Consider the following 20,356-nt stretch of genomic DNA (forward strand, 5'->3'; position numbering starts at 1 on the left):
TTCTTTCCTCCTTCTTAACTAAGCCCACACTTGTTCATACACAGACTCTGGACTAGGATCTGGCTCAGCCTCTGCTTCATCCGTAGCTTGATTGATTTCCGCTTTGAGGTCCGCGTCAATTTGATCCATTTCTTCCCGGCTTAAATACTTTTCGGCAATTAATTGTTTTTCAAACACATTCAATGGATCCTTGTCTTTTAGGCCATCAATTTCTTCTTTAGACCGATAAATTGATTGGTCATCGTCAGCAGAGTGTGAAGTTAACCGACTCACCACTAACTCAATTAAGGTAGGTCCTTCACCCTTACGAGCCCGTTCAACTGCTTCTTTAAAAGCTAAGTAAGTGGCCGTGAAATCATTACCATCTATCGTAACACCTGGGAAACCATAAGCTGGACCACGGTAAGAGAAATCATCATTGGCATATTGTTCCCGGTTGGCTACTGAAATAGCATAACCATTATTTTCCACAACAAAGATAACTGGTAATTTCTTCACACCGGCGAAGTTCATCGCTTCTTGAACTTCTCCTTGGTTGGCTGATCCTTCTCCCGTAGTTACTAGCGCAACATAATCCTTACCTTCCAATTGAGCGGCATAGCCAACACCGGTCGCTAAAGGAATTTGGGTTGATACAGTAGATGAGTGAGATACAATATTATGTTCCTTAGACCCATAGTGGTTTGGCATTTGGCGGCCATGAGAGCTTGGATCTGCTTCCTTACCAAAGGTCCCCATCACAATATCTTTAGATGTCATGCCCCAAACCAAACAAGCCGTCATATCTCGGTAGTAAGGCAAGAAATAATCTTTTTTTGGGTCAAAAGCCATTGCCATCGCTACTTGGGCGAGTTCAGCTCCTTGACCGGAAATATTAAAGGATGATTTTCCAATCCGAGTGAGTTGCCATAAACGTTCATCTAAACGACGTCCTCTTAAGACATGTTTGTAAACTTCAATAATTTCTTCTTTACTCAATCCGCTTTTTGCTAACTTTTCCATAGATAGTCCTCCTTTATTTATGAACCGCTTTTTGATATGCATCCAAACTAGCTTCTTGGATTACTTCAGATAAGGTTGGGTGAGCATGAACTGCTTGCCCTACTTCGAGTGGGCTAGCGTTCAGATACATTGCTGTAGAAACTTCAGAAAGTAAATTCGTAACTTGTGGGCCAATCATTGATACCCCGATGAGGTCATCACTTTCTGCATCACGTAACACTTCCGCAAAGCCAATGGCATCTCCGTGTATTAGGGCCTTACCATTTCCCGCAAAGGGAAAATTACCCACTTTTAGTGAAATTGAGGCTGGAACATTGTCCTTATGATAACCTACACTCGCAATTTCCGGTGAGGCGTAAGTACAACGAGGGATTTGATTATAATCCAAGCTGTCATTCTTTCCGGTCAAGATATGGTCAATTGCCAATTCGCCCTCTTTCATCGCAACGTGGGCTAATTGCATACTTGGAATACAATCACCAATAGCATATATGTGGTCTTCCGCGGTTTGATAATGCTCATTTACTTGAATTCCTTTTTGGTCAAACTTAATCGATGTATTTTGTAACCCAATTGAATCCACATTCGCTTGCCGACCGACAGCCACCAATAACCGATCAAAATGTAAGGTTGTATCATCCCCCTTGACTTGAACTGCAACTTGTTGGTCTACCACTTTAGCACTTTCTACCTGAGCTTGAGTTCTTACGGTAATACCTTTTTTGCTTATTTCTTGAGTAAATAATTTGGACACTGCTTTTGACTCAGTAATTAATAAGCGCTCAGCAAATTCAAAGATTGTGACTTCAACGCCTAAAGAATTTAAGAAAGATGCAAATTCACAACCAATAACGCCCCCACCAATAATAGCCATTGACTTTGGTAAAGTTTCCATTTCAAGTAAGCCATCTGAAGATAAAATATACTCTTCATCAAAGGGAATATTCGGCAAACTTTTAGGTCTTGAACCGGTCGCGATAATTAATTTTTTTGGAATAATCACTTCTTCTTGGCCAGCTTCATCTGTTACAATAACCGCCCCCGAAACCGGTGAGAAGATGGAGGGTCCCATCACGATTCCTTGCCCCTTAATGACCCGAATTTTATTCTTTTTCATTAAGGATTCAACTCCTTTGTGAAGTTGACTGGTTATTTTATTTTTTCGGGCCTGAATTTTAGCAAAATCTACCTTAACTTCCCCTGCTAATTCAAGGCCAAATTCATTTGCGGCTTTGAACTCATTGAATAATTCAGCAGACCGAAGAAGGGCCTTAGTTGGAATACACCCACGATGGAGACAAGTCCCCCCTAATTTATCCTTCTCGACCAAGACAACCTCAAGGCCAGCTTGCGCTGCCTTGATAGCTGCAACATATCCGCCGGTCCCTCCACCCAATATTAGTAAGTCTGTATTACTTGTTGTCATTTCCTGACTTCCTCCTTGCCTTAACTTACTGAAATAAAATCGATTTATACCTCGTTATTATTGTAAGCGCTTAATAAACCGCTTACAAATTGTTATTTTTTATTCGCTCATTAATATTTTTAATATGCTTAAAAAAGCAAAAAGACAGGGCAAAAGTAGAAAATCAAAGATTTTTTACTTTTGCCCTGTCTTTTTGGCTAATAAAGAAGCATACCAGGATAAAGTTGCACCAACTGAGTCTAAGTATCCATTTACCTTACAACTTGTTCCTACTCCATATATAATTTACGTCAAATATTGATTCAAGAAGGCTTCAAACTCTTTTTGTGCATGTCGCGCTTGTAAACGGGCTTGCCTCCGTTCTGGATAACCTGCCATTAATCGTTCTGCTAAATCAGAATCAGCCTTAATTTGTGGGACTTCCTGGCCTTGAGGGGAAGTCGATACATAGGTGTAAAAGGCCGTAGCTGCCAAGTACTTCTCTTGTTTGACCAGGTCTTCTCCTGTAATCATAACAAAGACTTCAGCTGACCGCTTCCCTGTCCCCGTAATACAGGCCTGGGCTGTAAAGAGATTGCCCATAGGAATAGACCGGATATAATTAAAATTATCTACGGCTGCTGTGACACCGCCTTGTTCATTATGGCGGGCAAAGCAAATTCCGGCTACGGTATCCGCGATATAGGTAAGATTTCCACCATGTGCATCAGAATTCACATTAATAATATCAGGTTGAACCACATTTTCTTGGATTGTCCAAGATTGACTGCTTGTTTTAATTTTTTCCAAAGGCAAATCTCCTCACTATCTGATTAATAAGCCCGGGCTAACCAAACCGTTTCTTTAGCTGGTTTGCCAGTCACAATACAGGTGTCTTTTTGACCATAAGCATGGTCAAAAGGAATATTACGGGTCGTAAAACCAGTCCGTTCTTTAATTAAATCTTCACTAGCTTCGGTCCCATCCCATCCCGCTAAGACAAATCCAGCTGGTTTTCCTTGCGCTTCACAGTCCGCAATATGGGCTTCCAATTCTTCCAGAGTATTAATATTAGTATACATATTTTCTTGATACATGGCCTTAGCCCGGTCGAAGAGACGGCTTTGCATAATATCCAACTCTGCTAAGACCCGATCCACCACTTGGTCAGCAGCGACCGTTTCTTTTTCACTTAGATCGCGAGCTTTGAGAATAGCTTGCTTGTTCTCTAAGTCCCGTGGCCCAACTTCAATCCGTAATGGCGCACCCCGTAATTCCCATTCATTGAATTTGAAACCAGGACGGTTATCAGAATCATCAATGATTGTCCGCACACCCTTAGCTTGAAGGGCTTGATTCCACTCATTAATTTGTTCCATAATAGCTGGATTCTTTTGCCATGGCCCAACAGGAATAAAGACTACTTGTTGAGGGGCAATTTTTGGTGGTAAGACCAAACCTTGATCATCTGAATGAACCATAATTAAGGACCCGATTAAGCGGGTTGAAACGCCCCAAGAGGTTGTAAAGGCATGAACATGTTCATTATTTGAGTTCAAATATTTGATGTCAAAGGCTTCGGCGAACTTGGTTCCTAAGTAGTGAGAGGTCCCCGCTTGAACAGCTTTACCATCTTGCATCATGGCTTCCACAGAGAAAGTATTCATAGCTCCGGCAAAGCGTTCTGATGGAGTTTTTTCTCCTTCAAAGACCGGCACCGCTAAGACATCTTCAATGACTTCCTTATAAACTTGTAACATTCGCATGGTCCGGTCTAAGGCTTCTTCACCAGTCGCATGGGCTGTATGACCTTCTTGCCATAAAAATTCAGAAGTTCTTAAGAAAGGTAGGGTCCGCTTTTCCCAACGGAAGACATTGGCCCATTGGTTGAGCATTAAAGGCAAATCACGGTATGAATTAATCCATTTTGAATAAGCATGACCAATCATGGTTTCTGATGTTGGCCGTAAGGCAAGTCGTTCTTCTAATTTCTCACCAGCCGCTTCAGTTACCCAAGGTAATTCAGGAGCGAAGCCTTCAATATGATCTTTTTCCTTAGTAAAGAAACTTTCTGGAATGAGCATTGGGAAGTAAGCATTACGGACGCCTTCTTCTTTGAATCGTTTATCAAAGTTAGCTTGGATATGTTCCCATAGTTCATAACCGTTCGGTTTGAAAATCATACAACCACGAACGGGTGAATAATCCATTAAATCCGCCTGTTGAATCGTTTGTAAATACCATTTTGAAAAATCTTCTTGACGTGTTACCATGTCTTCCTCCTTATAATTTGTGCATTTTACCACATAAAAAATAGGCTTGTGCTTGTCCAATTAAGGACGAAGCACAAACCTACTCCGCGGTACCACCTTATTTGTTTCACCCGTATGCAAAACCAACTCTAGCCGATAAGGTAGCTACCCCAAACTTATCATCTTTAGTAGGTTCAATGATTTATTGGCTTAGATTGTTTCAGCCTAGCAATCTTTTTCTGTAAAGCATAAACCATTTACTAGTCTAATCCTTTTTATTATAACAGTTTTTGAACCGGTGGCAAGATTAACCCACCAGAATGTTTGTTTTTGGATAATGAATATTCTTCTCGATAGACTTCGGTGCAAAGGACCAGAAGAAGGTTAGAAGACCCATCCGGCCAATTAACATCATAACGATTAAGGTAAACTTACCAAATCCGGTTAAGAAAGGAGTCATTCCCATAGTCAAACCAACGGTCCCGAAACAAGAGAAAGTTTCCATCAATAAATATTCAATCCCAAAACCAGGTGGAATGGTTTCCGTCATTAAGAGAATAAAGGATCCCGTTGCAATGACTAGAACCCCTGAAATTAACATAAAAACAGCTTTGTTAACAATTTCAGCTGAAATTGAACGTTTGAATATAGAAATATCTTGTCTTTGTAAGCTCCGCACTGCATAAAGACCAATCACGAATACTGTCGTAATCTTCATCCCCCCAGCGGTTGACCCTGAAGCGCCTCCGATAAACATGAGAATCATGGTTAAGAAAATAGAAGCAGGCTTTAGCAAGCTATAATCAATATTAGCATAGCCCGCTGTTCTCGGTGTAACGGATAAGAATAGATAATTTAATAAGCTAGTATACCAAGCTTGTTTACCAAAAGGATGGGTACCCCATTGTGCTAGAATAAATAAAATGGTACCCCCAATTAATAATGTCGCAGTTAAAATCAGAACTATTTTAGTATGAATAAGTAAGCGACGATTTCTCCGATAAGTCAAAAGATCTCGCCAAACAATAAAACCTAAACCACCAGAAATGATTAAAAGCATAATCACGGTCAATACTAAAGGGTTATCTTGAAAGCCAATCATGGAATCACCAAACAGGTCAAAACCAGCATTACAATAGGCGGAGATCGCATGGAATAAGCTATAGTAAATCCCCTTAGCTAAGCCCAAGCGGGGAATAAAATCGATACTCAATAAAGTAGCTCCGATGAATTGAACCGCCAATGAAAAGTAAACAATATAACGCGTCACGGGCACAATATCTGATATCGACTCTACATTGAGGGACTCTTGCATGATTTTGAATTGGTTCATGTCCACCCGTCGACCTAAGACAATAAAGAGAGAGGTCCACAGGGTCATAAAACCAAGTCCCCCAATTTCAATCAGGATAATAATAACCGTCCGTCCCAAATAATTCCAATGCTCCATGGTATTTAAGGTTACTTGCCCGGTCACACAGAGGGCGGAGGTAGCAGTGAATAAGGCATCTAAGAGAGGAGTCCACTGTCCTGAATTGGTCATAATCGGTAGAGTTAACAGTAAAGACCCTCCAACGATTAAGCTAGTCAAAATATATAAGATAAAACGCGGAGGTGAGACCGTCTGCCTCACCCCATCAAACCATTTTTTTAAAATTATCATCGTAAACTTAACCTCGCGAGCGCACGTTTTAAAGCTAATTCAGCGCGTCTCAAATCATCTGTCGACATCTGCTCTTTATGATTAAGTCTTTGTTGTGCTCTTTCTTTCGCTTCTTCAGCGCGTTTAAAATCAATTTCTTCTGGATGCTCAAAAGTTCTTACTAATAATTTAGCTTGATTATCTTTAAAATAGAAAAGTCCTTCTGACACTGCATAATGCTTACGTTCTGAATCATTGATTAAGGTAATCGTTCCAATCGCAACTGGTACGATAATGTCCATATGATTGGCCAAAACAGTCCGAATGCCATCCTCTGTAGGCAAAGAAATCCGCTCAATTTGATTGGATTCCTGCTTACCCGATGGGGTAATCATGGTTAAATCAAATTTCATCTAGACTCCTCCCACTATTCAGCTGCACGAACTTCGTCAATCGATCCTTTGAATAAGAATTTAGATTCAGGAATATCATCCACTTGACCATCTAGAATCGCCTTAAATGACCGGACAGTCTCTTTAATTGGAACAAATTTACCGGGCATACCCGTGAAAGATTCCCCTACGGCAAATGGTTGGGATAAGAAGTTCCGAACCTTACGAGCCCGGGCTACGACTAATTTATCCTCATCTGATAACTCATCCATCCCTAAAATGGCAATAATATCTTGCAATTCATTATAACGTTGCAGAATTTGCTGAACTCGGTGAGCTACATCCGCATGCTCAACCCCTACGATATCTTCTGATAATAATGATGAAGTTGATTCAAGCGGATCTACCGCTGGATAGATACCTAAAGAAGCAATTTGACGGCTCAATACGGTCCGTGCATCCAAATGCGAGAAGGCAATGGCAGCAGCCGGGTCAGTTAAGTCATCGGCCGGCACAAAAATTGCTTGGATGGAAGTAATTGCGCCATCTTGAGTTGAGGTAATCCGTTCTTGTAGTTGTCCCATTTCATTAGCCAAGGTAGGTTGGTAACCTACAGCTGATGGCATCCGTCCTAATAAAGCAGATACTTCAGACCCAGCTTGGATAAAGCGGAAAATATTATCAATAAAAAGCAACACATTTTGTTTTTTCTTATCACGGAAGTATTCAGCCATAGTTAAGGCTGAAAGAGCTACCCGCATCCGAGCTCCAGGTGGTTCATCCATTTGACCGTAAACTAGAACGGTTTGGTCTAAAACGCCCGCTTCCTTCATTTCATAATAAAGGTCATTTCCTTCCCGAGTCCGTTCACCAACCCCGGCAACGACAGATAAACCGCCTTGTTCGATGGCTGTATTATGGATCAATTCCTGCATTAAAACAGTTTTACCAACTCCGGCACCCCCAAAGAGACCAATTTTACCACCTTGTGGATAAGGACAAAGTAAATCGATGACCTTGATTCCTGTTTCAAAAATTTGGGTAGACGTTTGTTGGTCTGCAAAGGCCGGTGCTTCATTATGGATGGGTTCCCGTTGGCCCTCTTCTTCAAATGGCATCTCATCAATAACATTCCCTAGGACATTAAACATGCGGCCTAGGGTTTGCTCACCGGTTGGTACAGAAATCGGATGTCCCGTATCATAGACGGTTAGGTCCCGTTTTAGGCCATCCGTTGGATTCATTGAAATACAACGAACGCAATCGTTTCCAATATGTTGAACGACTTCAAGGACAATATCATCATGTCCTTCAATATTTAATTCACTATATAAATTGGGTAGTTGTTCTTTGTCGAATACCACGTCAACAACTGGCCCAACGATTTGGTTAATCATTCCTTTATTCAAATTTTATAACACCCCTGACGTTAATTCGGCAATTTCTTGTGTAATCTTTTCTTGTCTAATGCGGTTATATTGATTTTGCAAGGCTTGTTTCATTTCCTTAGCATTATCCGTCGCCTTTTCCATGGCAATCCGACGGGTAGTATATTCAGCCACCTTGGATTGATAGAATAAGTCATACAAATGAATCAATAAATGTGAGGTTTGGTATTGGGCAGCCGCTAGCTCATAAGATGGCTCATACAAAGTAAATTCTGACTGCGCTAATTCTTGATTTAAATCACGGAGTTGAAACTCAACTGATTCATTATTCATAACTGGCATGGCCATTTGTACATGATAGTCATCTATATATTTGGCGACTTGGGTATATAACCAGTTTAAGTCAATATTTTCACTTGATTGATAACTATTTAAGACCTCAAAGTCAGGATTAGCTTGAATTTTTTCAAAGCGTTGTCCACCAATCCAGAAAATCTTTTGACAATCATTGGCTCTGAGAAATTTAATAATTCCTTGAGTATAAGCTGTTGCCAAACCAAGGTCTGGTACGATACAGACTGTCACACGCGGCCGGTCATCTTGACTGGCGGCTTGAGATGGAATCGTTTCGTAAGCATCACGGAAAGGAATAACTTGTTGGCTTAACCGTTTATATTTCTGTAATTTAGATAAAGAAACTAATTTCATGGCCGTGGTAATTTTAGAGGCCGTTTCCACGGTCCCCATGCGTTGTTGTACTTGCGCTAAACTACCTACCATAGGTATTCACCTTGTAATCTTTGACTAACTGTTCAAATACGGTCTTCAATTTCTCAATTAATTGTTCATCTAACTTATATTCAGCATTAATTTCAGCCAATAAGTCCTGATGATTTTGTTTAAATTGGTCATGAACAAAGCTTTCAAATGGACGAATATCTTTAACTTCTAATTCATCGATATATTTATAGCGGTTCATGAAGAGTGAAAGAATCACTAAGTCATGACTTAAGTAAGTCGTTGCCCCTTGTTTTAAGAGTTCTGTTAAACGAGCCCCGTGATCAATAATCCGTTGCGTTTCTTCATCAACATCCGAAGAATATTGAGCAAAGGATAAAAGTTCATAGTAGGTTGCTAACTCCAATTTTAAGGAAGCTGACACATGTTTCATGGCTTGGGTTTGAGCTGAAGAACCAACTCGGGATACGGATAAACCAGAATCTACGGCCGGACGCCTTCCTGAGTTAAAGGCATTTGAATCTAAGAATAATTGTCCATCCGTAATTGAAATGACGTTCGTTGTAATATATGAAGAAATATCCCCTAGCTGCGTTTCGATAATTGGCAAGGCGGTAATTGAACCGTCACCATAACGTTCATTCAATTGAGCTGCCCGTTCAAGTAAGCGTGAATGGAGATAAAAGACATCTCCTGGATAAGCTTCCCGACCAGACGGCCGCTTTAATAGTAATGAAATGGTACGATAAGCAACCGCATGTTTAGATAAATCATCATAAATGACCAAGACATCTTCTCCTTGGTCCATCCAATATTCAGCAATGGCACATCCCGTATAAGGCGCCATGTATTGCATGGCGGCAGAATCATCCGCTGGTGAGTTAACCACGACGGTATAATCCATAGCCCCATTTTGACGAAGGGTTTCAACGACTTGTGCCACTGTTGAAGCCTTTTGTCCAATCGCAACGTAGACACATTTTACGTTTTGGCCTTTTTGGTTAATGATGGTATTAATCCCAATGGCGGTTTTACCCGTTTGACGGTCACCAATAATTAATTCCCGTTGACCTTTACCAATTGGAATCATGGAATCAATAATTTTAATCCCGGTGAATAATGGTTGATCTACTGACCGGCGCATCATTACTGTTGGCGCCCGTCGTTCAGCTGGATATTGATCAGCAACCACAAGTTCGCCCGCTTCATCAATCGGCATCCCTAAAGCATCCACCACCCGTCCAGCCAAGTTATCCCCCACATTAGTTTGGACAATATGGTTGGTCCGATAGACTGAATCGTCTTCTTTAATGTTAGTATCATCCCCTAAAACGATAATACCCACTTGATTTTCTTCTAAGTTTAAGGCCATACCAAGGGTATCATCTTCAAAGCGAACGAGTTCGCCTGATAGGACATCTCTTAAGCCACGTACAAAGACAATTCCATCACCGACTGAGAAAACAGTCCCGGTTTCCAGGTCATTAAATTCCCAGTCAACTTGTTGGATACGGTCTTTTAGACGTTGAATAATTTGTTCAGTTTTTTCCACCCTCACACCTCTTTAATAATTTGATTTAAACGACTCCGGTAAGTTGTATCAATAACTGCATCATTGATTTTCAGATGAATCCCTTCAATATAGTAAGGATTGACCTGATAGTTATAATCCTTGGGTCCTTTCCAATAAGATTCAATCTCAGCCTCAAGCACTTGTCTGGCTTCCTCTGATAGGGGACGCGCCGTGGTCACTTGAATATTCGCTAAGAGGCCTTTATTGACAAGAATCTGCTTATAGTCATCAATAATGGCGGCTAACCGGTTTACCATGCCATCTTGAATGATTACTTCTAGAAAATTTAGGGTCAAGGGCTCATAGTCTCCTTCGACCACCGAACGCACTTGGGTAAACTCAGCTGGATTATGAATCATAAAACTTACATAATCCTTGAGTTGGACCATTAAGTCTTCTAGCGCTTTTAATTGACTATAGGCAGGGACCTTTTGATCTTCGGTTAAATTTTTGAAGAAGGCTTCTGCATATAGCTTAGTTTTTCTCATGGATTCGACTCATTTCTAATTTAAGGGCATTTAAAATCGTTTGTTCACTGAGCTCATAATTTTCTAAGACACGTTCAGTTAAGGTCATGGCCAAACCAACCGCGTATTGTTCGACATCTTTTTGCATTTGTTTCTTATCACGCTCAATTTGTTGTTGGGCTTGTTCAGATAAGCGTTTATTTTCAGCTTTAGTCTGAGCCAACATTTGCGTGCGTTCTTCTTGCAGACTCCGTTCCATGGATTCTTGCATTTTTTCCATTGAAGCTTTCATTTGGAGGCGTTGGGCTTCTAGTTCACGCTCTTGCTGACGCGCTTTACTTTCTACTTCTGCCGCTAATTCCTCTGCTTCTTTTAACTTTGCTTCTTTTTTAGCTAAATAATTCAGCACCCAAGAGTGCACATATTTCTTATATAGAAAAAATAGAATTCCGGTGGCACAGAGCTGCGCTAACATAGTTAATAGGTTAGGTATTAACTTTTCCGCAATATCTATATCCACTTATCTCAACTCTTTCTTAACGGCCAAAAACGAACAGTAAAATAAATGAAATCAAGAGACCGTAAATAGCACAGGTTTCAGCAACCCCACAACCAAGAATTAACATAGAACGAATTTCATTAGCTGCTTCAGGGTTTTTACCTACAGCTTCCACTGCTTTCCCGGCAGCAATCCCTTGTCCTAGAGATGAGAAAACCCCTGTCATAACGGCTAATGCTGCTGCAATTGCGACTAAACCTTGTCCGATTGAAATATCCATAATTAAATTTCTCCTTTTTTAATAAAAATTTTATCAACACATAAATTAATCATGCTCTACCGCAATTAATACGGTTGTTAAAGTAATAAAGATAAATGATTGCAAGAATCCTGCAAACAAATCAAAGTAGGCATGAAGTACCGGTGCTAAGACTGCTCCGATAAAGTTAAAGTGACCAACGACAGGAATAAAGGAAGCTAGCCATGCTGTAAAGACATAGAAGAGTCCCATAATAATTGATCCTGATAAGATATTCCCAAAGAGCCGCATGGATAATGAAACTAGCGGAGCTACCTCTGAAAATAGGTTAGGAATTACAAAAAACGGGAAGGGTTCAAAGAAGGATTTAATAAACCCTTTAATACCCTTACTCTTAAACTTAGTCCGTTCGACTAAAATCCAAGTAATAATTGCCAAGGTTAAGGTAACACTCAAGTTCCCCGTAGGATTATTTATCGCAAACAATCCTGAAATATTGGAAATAAAAATATAAATAAAAATAGTTCCAATATAAGCAGACATCTTAGGCGTATACGCTGGTCCCATGGACCCTTTGACCAGGTTATCAATCATTTGCACATAAGAAATCACTGTCACAATTATCTTTGAAGGTTGTTTTTGACCCTGGTCTATGGCTTTAAATTGTCCTTTTAGCCAGAAAATGAACATGATAATAATTAGGCTAACAATCAAGATTGACACTTGTTCAATTTGGAACAAATTATCGAACCTCCTTTTTTAATGAACCTGTTGCAAACATTAAAATTCGATCGATGAAATATGCTAGAAAGATAGCATAAGGATTAACAATTTCCGGGAAGAAAAAAGCGACTCCTAGAGGTAAGGCTATTAATAGCATGATAGCCAATAGATATAAAACATAGTGGCGCGCTTTAAAATGATCAAAATCAATAATTTTAACTAAGACATTTTGACGGAGCCATGCCACTAAGAGCATCACCGCCCAGCCTAGTAACCAGCCTAGCGCATAGGAAAAGTTTACAAAGAATAAACCTAACCCTATTAGGATGACTAGTCCTAGAATGATTCTATTTTTCACCTATAAAAATACCTCCTCTATCTTGCACAAAAAAGTACATACTCCTTAAGAGCGCCTTTCCCGCCCCGAAAAGACAAAACCTCAAGTGTACGTACTTGACCGATTTTTTATTTTCTTTTAATACTTGGCCCGAAAAGCGTTTTTGCTTTGGAAAAATAACTCAATTCGGGTATCAAAAGAATACGCATATTAATTATAACAAAGTTTTTAAACATTCTTCAAATAAAATTATGACCTTTGAAAAATTTATATGCGTAAATAACATATTTACCTCTTACATTTGGAAAATGTTCATTCATAAAATATTTTCTAATCAACACAACCACTATCAGATTAAGGCCCAAGCAAGAAATGATAAAGAAACTATTAAACCAACTATCAATAATACCATGACACAAAAGCCCATGATATCCTTGGCATTCAACTTAGCAATTCCTAATGCTGGCAGTGCCCAGAACGGTTGCAGCATATTAGTCCAGGCATCTCCCCAAGCAATTGCCATTGTTGTAATTCCCGGATTTACCCCCAACTCAACAGAGGCCGGCATCATAATAGGACCTTGAACAGCCCATTGGCCGCCACCAGATGGCACGAAAACATTTACAAGACCCGCTGACCAAAAAGTAAACATTGGGAAAGTAGTAGGGTTAGAGATACTTAAGAAAAAGTTAGTGATTTGACTCGCTAGACTCACGCCGTCTGCATTGACACCGGTCATCATACCCATAATACCTGCATAAAATGGAAATTGAAGTAAAATACCTCCCGCACCTTTAATGGCTTCACCAATAGCTTGACTATACTGTATAGGTGTTTTGTGAAATGCAACACCTAATACTAAAAAGATTAAGTTTACAATATTTAGATTTAAGTCAAAACCATTGGTAGAAAAATGATAGAACAAATAAACCAAGCCTAAGATTACAACAATAAGTGAAAGAATAACACTGTTTTCTAATTTTTCAGCAGGTGTCATATCTTGTTTTGCTTTAGACTCTACCACCGTTACTTTTTCCTCTAATAATTTTGGATCTATCGTAATAGTTTCTTCAGGACTAGGCTGCATCGCTTTATTTATTAATGGAAGCACAATAATAACGATTAAAGATATCATTAAATTAGGTATTGAGAAAATGGTTTGAGCTACTGGGATAGTTTCCGTCAATGCCCCTTGGGTTACTTTTGCAACTTCCTCTGCATTTGAAGCAACTGTTAGAGGGACTGACCCACTAATTCCTGCATGCCAGACCACAAATCCAGAATATGCTGAAGCAATTAATAAGCGATAATCTACAGTTGGTACATGTTTAACCACAGATTTAGCTAATAATGCCCCGACTATTAAACCAAAGCCCCAATTAATCCAACAAGCAATCGCAGCTGTTAAGGATACCAGAATAATAGCTTGTGTCGGTGTTTTTGCGAGTTTTGCAATAGAATCTAAAATACTTTGAATTGGTTTAGAGGCAGCTAAAGCATTTCCAAGAACTAAAACCAAGGCCATTTGCATTGTAAAGCCAAGAAGTGACCAAAAGCCATTTCCCCAATGAATTGTCATATCAAAAAAAGATTGCCCTGTCGATAACATTGCAGCAATAAAGGTAATGACAGTTAAAATAATGGCGAAAACATAAGCATCAGGCAAATATTTTTGTACCAGTTCCACCGATAAATTCGTTATTTTTTTAAACATAATACACCTCTTTTTCTAAAATTAGCCAAGTATGAATGGCAGGCAGAAGCCAATCAATACTTGGCTATTTCTAAAATTATTTCTGAATTAAAACTGCTTCAGTTGCTTCCTGAACTTCTTCAAATGTAAACTCAGGATTCAATTCAATCACTTCAATACCTTGCTCACTTACCTCAAACACGCCCATTTCTGTAATAATCATATCAACCTGTGCTTGAGCTGTAAGCGGTAACTGACATTCTTTAAGAATCTTATGTTTCCCCTTGTTTGTGTGTTCCATAGCAACAATCACTTTTTTTGCACCGACTAATAAATCCATGGCGCCGCCCATACCAGGCACCATTTTTCCAGGAATTAGATAGTTTGCAATATTGCCTTTTTCATCGACTTGTAGTGCCCCCAAAACAGTTGCATCCACATGACCACCACGGATAATCCCAAAAGATGTTGCACTATCAAAAAATGCACCCCCAGGTAGAATTGTGACAGGTTGGCCACCTGCATTCACAACTGTAGAATCGGGATCATCTGCTTTAGGGCCTAAACCCACAAACCCATTTTCAGACTGAAGCACAATTTCAACCCCATCCGGTAAGAAATTAGCGACTTTAGTTGGCAACCCAATGCCCAAGTTAACTAAAGAACCATCTTCTAATTCTTGAGCAACTCGCTTTGCAATCCATTCTTGAATTTCTTCTTTTGATAAACTTGTTGCCATTAATTTTCCTCCTTTACAATATAATCCACAAAAATATGAGGAGTATGAACGAAATTAGGATCAAGGTCTCCTTTATTAACTAGCTCATGCGCTTGCACAATGGTTACCTTTGCATTTGCAGCCATGAGATTATTAAAATTATTTTGTGACCCCTTATATTGAATGTTTCCTTGTTCATCTACTTTATGCCCATAAATTAAAGCAACATCTGCATAAATTGGCATTTCTAATAAATACTCTTGGCCATCAATTATTTTTGATTCTTTTCCTTCAGCCACCAGTGTGCCGACACCAGTTGGTGTATAGAAACCACCCAGACCATAAGCACCTGCACGTATCCGCTCTGCAAGTGTCCCTTGTGGTATCAATTCAATATCAGTTTCTTTTTCATTCATCTGACGCCCAGCTTCTTTATTTAAACCAATATGGGTTGCAATAATTTTAGAAAACTGTTTTGTTGCCACCATTTTCCCGACACCACGGTCAATAAATCCAGCATCATTACAAATTAATGTTAAATCTTTAACCCCTTTTTCCACTAAGGCATCAATTATTTTCTCAGGGCTTCCGTTTGCCATAAAGCCTCCAACCATAAGAGTCATTCCGTCTTCAATATGACTTAGGACTTCCTCCATTGAGACAACTTTATTCATAATTTATCACCTTATCTTTCTACAATAACTGCAGCACCTTGTCCGCCGCCGATACACAAGGTAGCCAGACCATACTGTACATCCCGACGAATCATTTCATGAATTAATGTAACTAGGATTCTGGCCCCACTTGCACCAATTGGATGGCCTAAAGCAATTGCTCCACCATTCACATTTACCTTCTCACTGTCAAATTTTAATTCTTTGGACACAGCTAGCGCTTGAGACGCAAAGGCTTCATTTGCTTCAATCAAGTCTAAATCAGATACCTTTAATTCCGCCTTTTCCAAGGCTTTTTGACTCGCTGGAATTGGCCCACAACCCATAATCTTAGGATCCACTCCCGCTGTAGCCGTCGACTTAATCCTAACTAGTATATCTAAGCCCAAGGCGTTTGCCTTAGTTTCAGACATCAAAATCAAGGCGGCTGCCCCATCATTGATTCCTGAAGCATTTGCTGCCGTTACTGTCCCCTCTTCCTTTTTAAAAGCAGGACGTAGCCCACTCAGTTTTTCAAACTTACTATTATGCTTAGGATACTCATCTCTATCAAAGATGACAGGGTCACCTTTTCTTTGTGGGATTTCAATTGGTGTGATTTCTGATTCAAAACGGTTAGCTTCTTGCGCTTTCTGCGCTTTTTCCTGACTAGAAAGAGCAAAAGAATCTTGTTCTTCTCGGCTAATTTGGTATTTTTCCGCGACATTTTCTGCCGTAATCCCCATGTGATACTTATTAAATGCATCGGTGAGCCCATCTTTGAGCATTGTATCAATTACTTTCCCGTCTCCCATACGGGAGCCCCAACGATGACCAGGCACAACATAGGCGGCTTGTGACATATTTTCTGTTCCGCCCACAACAACTACGTCTGCATCACCTAGCATAATTTTTTGTGCCCCAAGTTCAACTGTTTTTAACCCAGACCCGCAGACCATATCAATGGTAAATGCGGTTTTTTCGACAGGGATTCCAGCATTGACCGAAACTTGTCGTGCGACATTTTGTCCAAGGCCAGCATGCAAGACATTACCAAAGATCACTTCATCGACTTCACTTGGATTAAGTTTAACTTCATCCAACACGGCCTTTACAACACACGTTCCTAAATCAACAGCTGAAAGATTTTTCAAACTTCCGCCAAAGTAACCAATGGCTGTTCTTTTAGCAGCTACAATCACTACATTTTCCACATTAACAACCTCCTATCAATTTGTACTCTCAATATAGCTAAAAATGTAAACGATTACAAATGAATGTTTTTCATTCCCTTTGATAACAAAAAGTAATGTGATATTATTATAATAACCCATCGCTATGCAACAAAGCTTGGTATAGCTGATTTGTTATCGTTTTCTATTACTTTTTATTATAGGGGGTTCTATGAATTTTAATCATCTGGAATATTTTGTGAATATTGTTGACTGTCAATTTAACTTGAGTATTACAGCAAATAAATTACATATTTCACAGCCCACATTATCTAAAACAATTAAACAATTCGAAGAAAGTGAAAATATTGAAGTCTTTTACAAAAAAGGTGGTCGAAATGTTGGACTAACTCCAGCTGGGCAGATTTTATACGAACGAGCAAAGCAAATTATACAAATCCACGATACTTTGTTGGAAGAATTAAGTAATCTATCCCGTTATCCCAGCGGTAAAATCCGAATTGGAATCCCACCTTTAGTTCTGAGTGTGCTCTTTACCACGGTTATTTCTAAATTAATTTCCTCAAACCCTAATATTAAATTTGAAATCATTGAAGCTGGAGCCTTTGATTTAGTGAATAAAATTGAAAAGGGTGGTGTTGATATTGCAATTATTCTACAGCCTAACCGTATTAACCATAAATACTTTTATGAAGTGACCCTATTTGAAGATATTCTTTCAGTTTATGTAAATAAAAACCACGAACTGGCACAATCAATTCATCGCCCAATTCAGTGGAAAGAATTAGATAATTTAGATATAATCTCATTTGATCAAACTTTTATGATACGAAGATTATTAGATAACAAGCTTAAAGAAGAGATTGTCCACCCCAATTTTATTAATCAGTCTATATCATGGGACTTCTTAGTAGAAACGGTTAAAACAGCAGATTGTTTAACTATACTACCTCGGACTATTGAACGATTTATGAATACGAATGATCTAATTCGTATCAATTTCGCAGATCCTCTTCCCTGGAACGTCGCCATGGTCTTTCCAAAAAAAAGTCCTTACAGTCTATTAGAAAAATATACAATCCAAAGTCTGCAAAATTTTTTCTTTGCTTCAAATAACATCTTCCCAATTGAAACATACAGATTAATTGATTATCAAAACATGCCAATTATTTTAAAAAATATAAACAAATATAAATAAAAAGGAGTGTCTTATGAAAACTGTCAAATATTATCTAGTTAAATATTCGCGTATTCTGGAATTATTTATTGCCTCGGCACTAGCTATCGGAATTGCTATTGGCTTTATTGATCTAGCCAAGTACTTTGGCCTTTTACTCGAATCGAATACCAAAGAAACTTATTCAGTTTTTCAAGGTTTTCTCGGTTATGCCTTATTACTTATTGTTGGGATTGAGCTCATCTTTATGCTCTTATCCCATTCAACCCGAGCCATTCTTGAACTCGTCCTCTTCGTTATTGCCCGGAAGATGCTGATTTATGCCGATACCATGCTGGACTTAGTCCTAGGTGTGATTGCCATGAGTTTAGTCTTTTGTACCCTCCACTTCTTTATGAAGGATATTCAAGTCAATTTTCTCAAGGAACATGAAGACTGACCCCGACTTAAACTGTATAAACATTAAATTAGGAAAGGAATTGTAATGAAACCATTATTTATTCAAGCTGTTCTCCAAGACAAAATCTGGGGTGGGACCAAGTTAAAGGATATTTATCATTTTGATATTCTCAGCCAAACCACAGGGGAAGCATGGGTTATTTCCGCTCACCCCAATGGCGACTCCCCCATTCTTTCTCCCCAAGAATTCGCCGGTCAAAGTTTAAGTCAGGTCTATCAGGAAAATCCTGACCTCTTTGGCCCAAATCCACCTGAAAAGTTCCCTTTACTAGTTAAAATCTTAGACGCTAAAGCTGACCTATCTGTCCAAGTCCATCCCGATGATACCTACGGCTTAAGCCACGAAAGTGAACTGGGCAAAACCGAATGTTGGTATATCCTCGATGCCCAACCGGGGGCGCAAATCATCTATGGTCACCAAGCTCATGATGCTAAAGAATTCAAGCAGCTTGTCGACCAAGGAGATTGGGACCAGCTCCTCACTAAGGTTCCCGTTAAAACGGGTGATTTCTTCTATGTACCAGCCGGAACCATCCATGCCATTGGAGCGGGTATCACTATTCTCGAAACCCAACAAAATTCAGATACCACTTACCGAGTCTATGATTATGACCGGCCAGACCATGAGGGTAAGCTAAGACCCCTCCATCTAAAAGACTCCCTGGCAGTTACCCGCTTCCCGCATTACCAAGATCCCGTCAATCAATGGCAAGAAGATCTTGATGGCGGATCAATTCAGCAACTTTTAGCCAATGACTTCTTCTCGGTTTACAAATGGCAAGTCACTGACCAAATCAAGCTTGATTTAAAACCTATCTATTATCTAGCCACCGTCATTGAAGGCCAAGGTAAACTGACCCTTGATGGTCAGACCTATCCCTTAAATTTAGCGGATTCTTTTATCTTGCCTTATGGCCAAAAAGAGATTCAAATCAGTGGTGATTTAACTTTAATCACTTCCCACCCCAAGTCAGAATAAAGTCAAAATGCTAGAAAGCGGGCAAGAAGTAGAAAATCCCTGATTTTAGCTTGCTGGAACACTAGGAGCTAAGCGACTTAGTGCTCCAACAGTTGAATGAAGATATGAGTTCAACTTCATTCAATAATGAAGCACAGCAAACTACTGCCTTGCATCATATGAATTTTAATATAAAAAAGAAGGACTGGGCTTTTTTGCCCAGTCCTTAGCTTTTGCTATTAGCTTAAAATATTCATTTATGGTAAGCATGGCCATGAATAATCCGGTAGGCTCGATAAATTTGTTCCATTAAGACCATACGCATCAACTGGTGAGGCAAGGTAATCCGACCAAAGGAAACCATCCAATCAGCTCGTGCTTTGACCTTAGGGTGGAGGCCTAAAGACCCTCCAATAACAAAGGTCACTTTGGATGACCCATAAGTGGCATAGTCATCCAATTGTTGAGCCAAATCCTCAGAGGAAATTAGCTTGCCTTCAATTGCTAAAACGATTACCTTACGATCATTGGCAATATGTGACAGAATACGATCGCTCTCTTTAGCCAAGACTTGTTCAATTTCTGTTTCTGACATATTTTCAGCCGTTGCCTCATCGGCAACTTCCAGTAAATTCACTTTAGCATAAGGTCCCATCCGCTTATGGTATTCCTCTATCCCCTGCTTAAGGTACTTTTCTTTCAACTTACCCACACTGATAATATCAATATTCATTACCAGACCCCCTTCTTTACTATCCTACCATTTTAAACTTTTCATTTATAGTTACAATAATTGACAATTGCAGGGAATTTGTTATGCTTTTCTAA

At 39.5% G+C, this 20,356-nt stretch carries 22 protein-coding genes; 3 read left to right on the plus strand and 19 right to left on the minus strand.

The features are described 5' to 3' along the window. Positions 1 to 18: 18 nt before the first annotated feature. From HMPREF9257_RS07200 to HMPREF9257_RS07285, 18 genes are all read right to left on the minus strand, one after another. Complete coding sequence (locus HMPREF9257_RS07200) at positions 19 to 1,002, minus strand: thiamine pyrophosphate-dependent dehydrogenase E1 component subunit alpha (RefSeq protein ID WP_006418883.1); 984 nt, start codon at positions 1,000 to 1,002, stop codon at positions 19 to 21. 13 nt (positions 1,003 to 1,015) lie between these two features. Then, positions 1,016 to 2,428 (minus strand): dihydrolipoyl dehydrogenase, encoded by a 1,413-nt coding sequence (gene lpdA / locus HMPREF9257_RS07205; RefSeq protein ID WP_006418954.1) that lies wholly within the window; start codon positions 2,426 to 2,428, stop codon positions 1,016 to 1,018. A 285-nt stretch (positions 2,429 to 2,713) separates the two neighbouring features. Next, positions 2,714 to 3,217 (minus strand): acyl-CoA thioesterase, encoded by a 504-nt coding sequence (locus HMPREF9257_RS07210; RefSeq protein ID WP_006418871.1) that lies wholly within the window; start codon positions 3,215 to 3,217, stop codon positions 2,714 to 2,716. A 23-nt stretch (positions 3,218 to 3,240) separates the two neighbouring features. Beyond that, positions 3,241 to 4,680, minus strand: a complete 1,440-nt coding sequence (gene proS, locus HMPREF9257_RS07215; protein WP_006418809.1) for a proline--tRNA ligase — start codon at positions 4,678 to 4,680, stop codon at positions 3,241 to 3,243. A 286-nt stretch (positions 4,681 to 4,966) separates the two neighbouring features. Then, positions 4,967 to 6,322 carry a TrkH family potassium uptake protein gene (locus HMPREF9257_RS07220; protein WP_006418722.1) on the minus strand — a complete coding sequence of 452 codons (1,356 nt, stop codon included), beginning with the start codon at positions 6,320 to 6,322 and terminating at the stop codon, positions 4,967 to 4,969. Continuing rightward, entirely contained in the window at positions 6,319 to 6,714 is a 396-nt protein-coding gene (gene atpC / locus HMPREF9257_RS07225; protein ID WP_006418785.1) for an ATP synthase F1 subunit epsilon, read from the minus strand. Before atpC ends, HMPREF9257_RS07220 begins: the two co-directional genes overlap by 4 nt. A gap of 14 nt (positions 6,715 to 6,728) precedes the next feature. Further along, positions 6,729 to 8,102 carry a F0F1 ATP synthase subunit beta gene (gene atpD / locus HMPREF9257_RS07230; RefSeq protein WP_006418857.1) on the minus strand — a complete coding sequence of 458 codons (1,374 nt, stop codon included), beginning with the start codon at positions 8,100 to 8,102 and terminating at the stop codon, positions 6,729 to 6,731. 3 nt (positions 8,103 to 8,105) lie between these two features. Next, on the minus strand, positions 8,106 to 8,861 hold the full coding sequence (locus HMPREF9257_RS07235) for a F0F1 ATP synthase subunit gamma (protein ID WP_006418967.1): 756 nt from the start codon (positions 8,859 to 8,861) through the stop codon (positions 8,106 to 8,108). After that, the gene (gene atpA / locus HMPREF9257_RS07240) at positions 8,851 to 10,371 is read right to left on the minus strand and encodes a F0F1 ATP synthase subunit alpha (protein WP_006418814.1); all 1,521 of its coding nucleotides are present in this window, start codon (positions 10,369 to 10,371) and stop codon (positions 8,851 to 8,853) included. The genes HMPREF9257_RS07235 and atpA overlap by 11 nt, the downstream gene beginning before the upstream one ends. Before the next feature lie 2 nt (positions 10,372 to 10,373). Beyond that, positions 10,374 to 10,880 (minus strand): F0F1 ATP synthase subunit delta, encoded by a 507-nt coding sequence (locus HMPREF9257_RS07245; RefSeq protein WP_006418874.1) that lies wholly within the window; start codon positions 10,878 to 10,880, stop codon positions 10,374 to 10,376. Then, positions 10,867 to 11,379, minus strand: a complete 513-nt coding sequence (locus HMPREF9257_RS07250; protein ID WP_006418746.1) for a F0F1 ATP synthase subunit B — start codon at positions 11,377 to 11,379, stop codon at positions 10,867 to 10,869. Before HMPREF9257_RS07250 ends, HMPREF9257_RS07245 begins: the two co-directional genes overlap by 14 nt. 16 nt (positions 11,380 to 11,395) lie before the next feature. Then, positions 11,396 to 11,638, minus strand: coding sequence for an ATP synthase F0 subunit C (gene atpE / locus HMPREF9257_RS07255; RefSeq protein ID WP_006418840.1), 243 nt, complete (start codon positions 11,636 to 11,638; stop codon positions 11,396 to 11,398). 45 nt (positions 11,639 to 11,683) lie between these two features. Next, positions 11,684 to 12,358: a F0F1 ATP synthase subunit A gene (locus HMPREF9257_RS07260; RefSeq protein WP_006418922.1), complete on the minus strand. Its 675-nt coding sequence runs from the start codon at positions 12,356 to 12,358 to the stop codon at positions 11,684 to 11,686. Between the two features lies 1 nt (position 12,359). Beyond that, positions 12,360 to 12,698, minus strand: a complete 339-nt coding sequence (locus tag HMPREF9257_RS07265) for a hypothetical protein (RefSeq protein ID WP_006418849.1) — start codon at positions 12,696 to 12,698, stop codon at positions 12,360 to 12,362. Positions 12,699 to 13,026: 328 nt separating this feature from the next. Next, positions 13,027 to 14,391 (minus strand): short-chain fatty acid transporter, encoded by a 1,365-nt coding sequence (locus tag HMPREF9257_RS07270; protein ID WP_006418981.1) that lies wholly within the window; start codon positions 14,389 to 14,391, stop codon positions 13,027 to 13,029. A gap of 76 nt (positions 14,392 to 14,467) precedes the next feature. Continuing rightward, positions 14,468 to 15,109 (minus strand): 3-oxoacid CoA-transferase subunit B, encoded by a 642-nt coding sequence (locus tag HMPREF9257_RS07275; protein ID WP_006418796.1) that lies wholly within the window; start codon positions 15,107 to 15,109, stop codon positions 14,468 to 14,470. Beyond that, the gene (locus tag HMPREF9257_RS07280) at positions 15,109 to 15,762 is read right to left on the minus strand and encodes a CoA transferase subunit A (protein ID WP_006418738.1); all 654 of its coding nucleotides are present in this window, start codon (positions 15,760 to 15,762) and stop codon (positions 15,109 to 15,111) included. Before HMPREF9257_RS07280 ends, HMPREF9257_RS07275 begins: the two co-directional genes overlap by 1 nt. A gap of 11 nt (positions 15,763 to 15,773) precedes the next feature. Further along, on the minus strand, positions 15,774 to 16,955 hold the full coding sequence (locus HMPREF9257_RS07285; protein WP_006418919.1) for an acetyl-CoA C-acetyltransferase: 1,182 nt from the start codon (positions 16,953 to 16,955) through the stop codon (positions 15,774 to 15,776). A gap of 190 nt (positions 16,956 to 17,145) precedes the next feature. Here HMPREF9257_RS07285 and HMPREF9257_RS07290 point away from each other — a divergent pair, with 190 nt between their 5' ends. From HMPREF9257_RS07290 to manA, 3 genes are read left to right on the plus strand one after another with little or no spacing between them, the layout of a single operon-like run. Continuing rightward, positions 17,146 to 18,132 (plus strand): LysR family transcriptional regulator, encoded by a 987-nt coding sequence (locus HMPREF9257_RS07290; protein ID WP_006418749.1) that lies wholly within the window; start codon positions 17,146 to 17,148, stop codon positions 18,130 to 18,132. Between the two features lie 13 nt (positions 18,133 to 18,145). Next, the gene (locus HMPREF9257_RS07295) at positions 18,146 to 18,550 is read left to right on the plus strand and encodes a hypothetical protein (protein ID WP_006418831.1); all 405 of its coding nucleotides are present in this window, start codon (positions 18,146 to 18,148) and stop codon (positions 18,548 to 18,550) included. Between the two features lie 45 nt (positions 18,551 to 18,595). Beyond that, positions 18,596 to 19,549, plus strand: a complete 954-nt coding sequence (gene manA, locus HMPREF9257_RS07300) for a mannose-6-phosphate isomerase, class I (RefSeq protein ID WP_006418856.1) — start codon at positions 18,596 to 18,598, stop codon at positions 19,547 to 19,549. 232 nt (positions 19,550 to 19,781) lie between these two features. On the opposite strand, the gene rlmH is transcribed toward manA, so the two are convergent. Further along, complete coding sequence (rlmH, locus tag HMPREF9257_RS07305) at positions 19,782 to 20,261, minus strand: 23S rRNA (pseudouridine(1915)-N(3))-methyltransferase RlmH (RefSeq protein WP_006418861.1); 480 nt, start codon at positions 20,259 to 20,261, stop codon at positions 19,782 to 19,784. Positions 20,262 to 20,356 lie beyond the last annotated feature (95 nt).

The organism is Eremococcus coleocola ACS-139-V-Col8 (assembly GCF_000183205.1).
GTDB classification, from domain to species: Bacteria; Bacillota; Bacilli; order Lactobacillales; family Aerococcaceae; genus Eremococcus; species Eremococcus coleocola.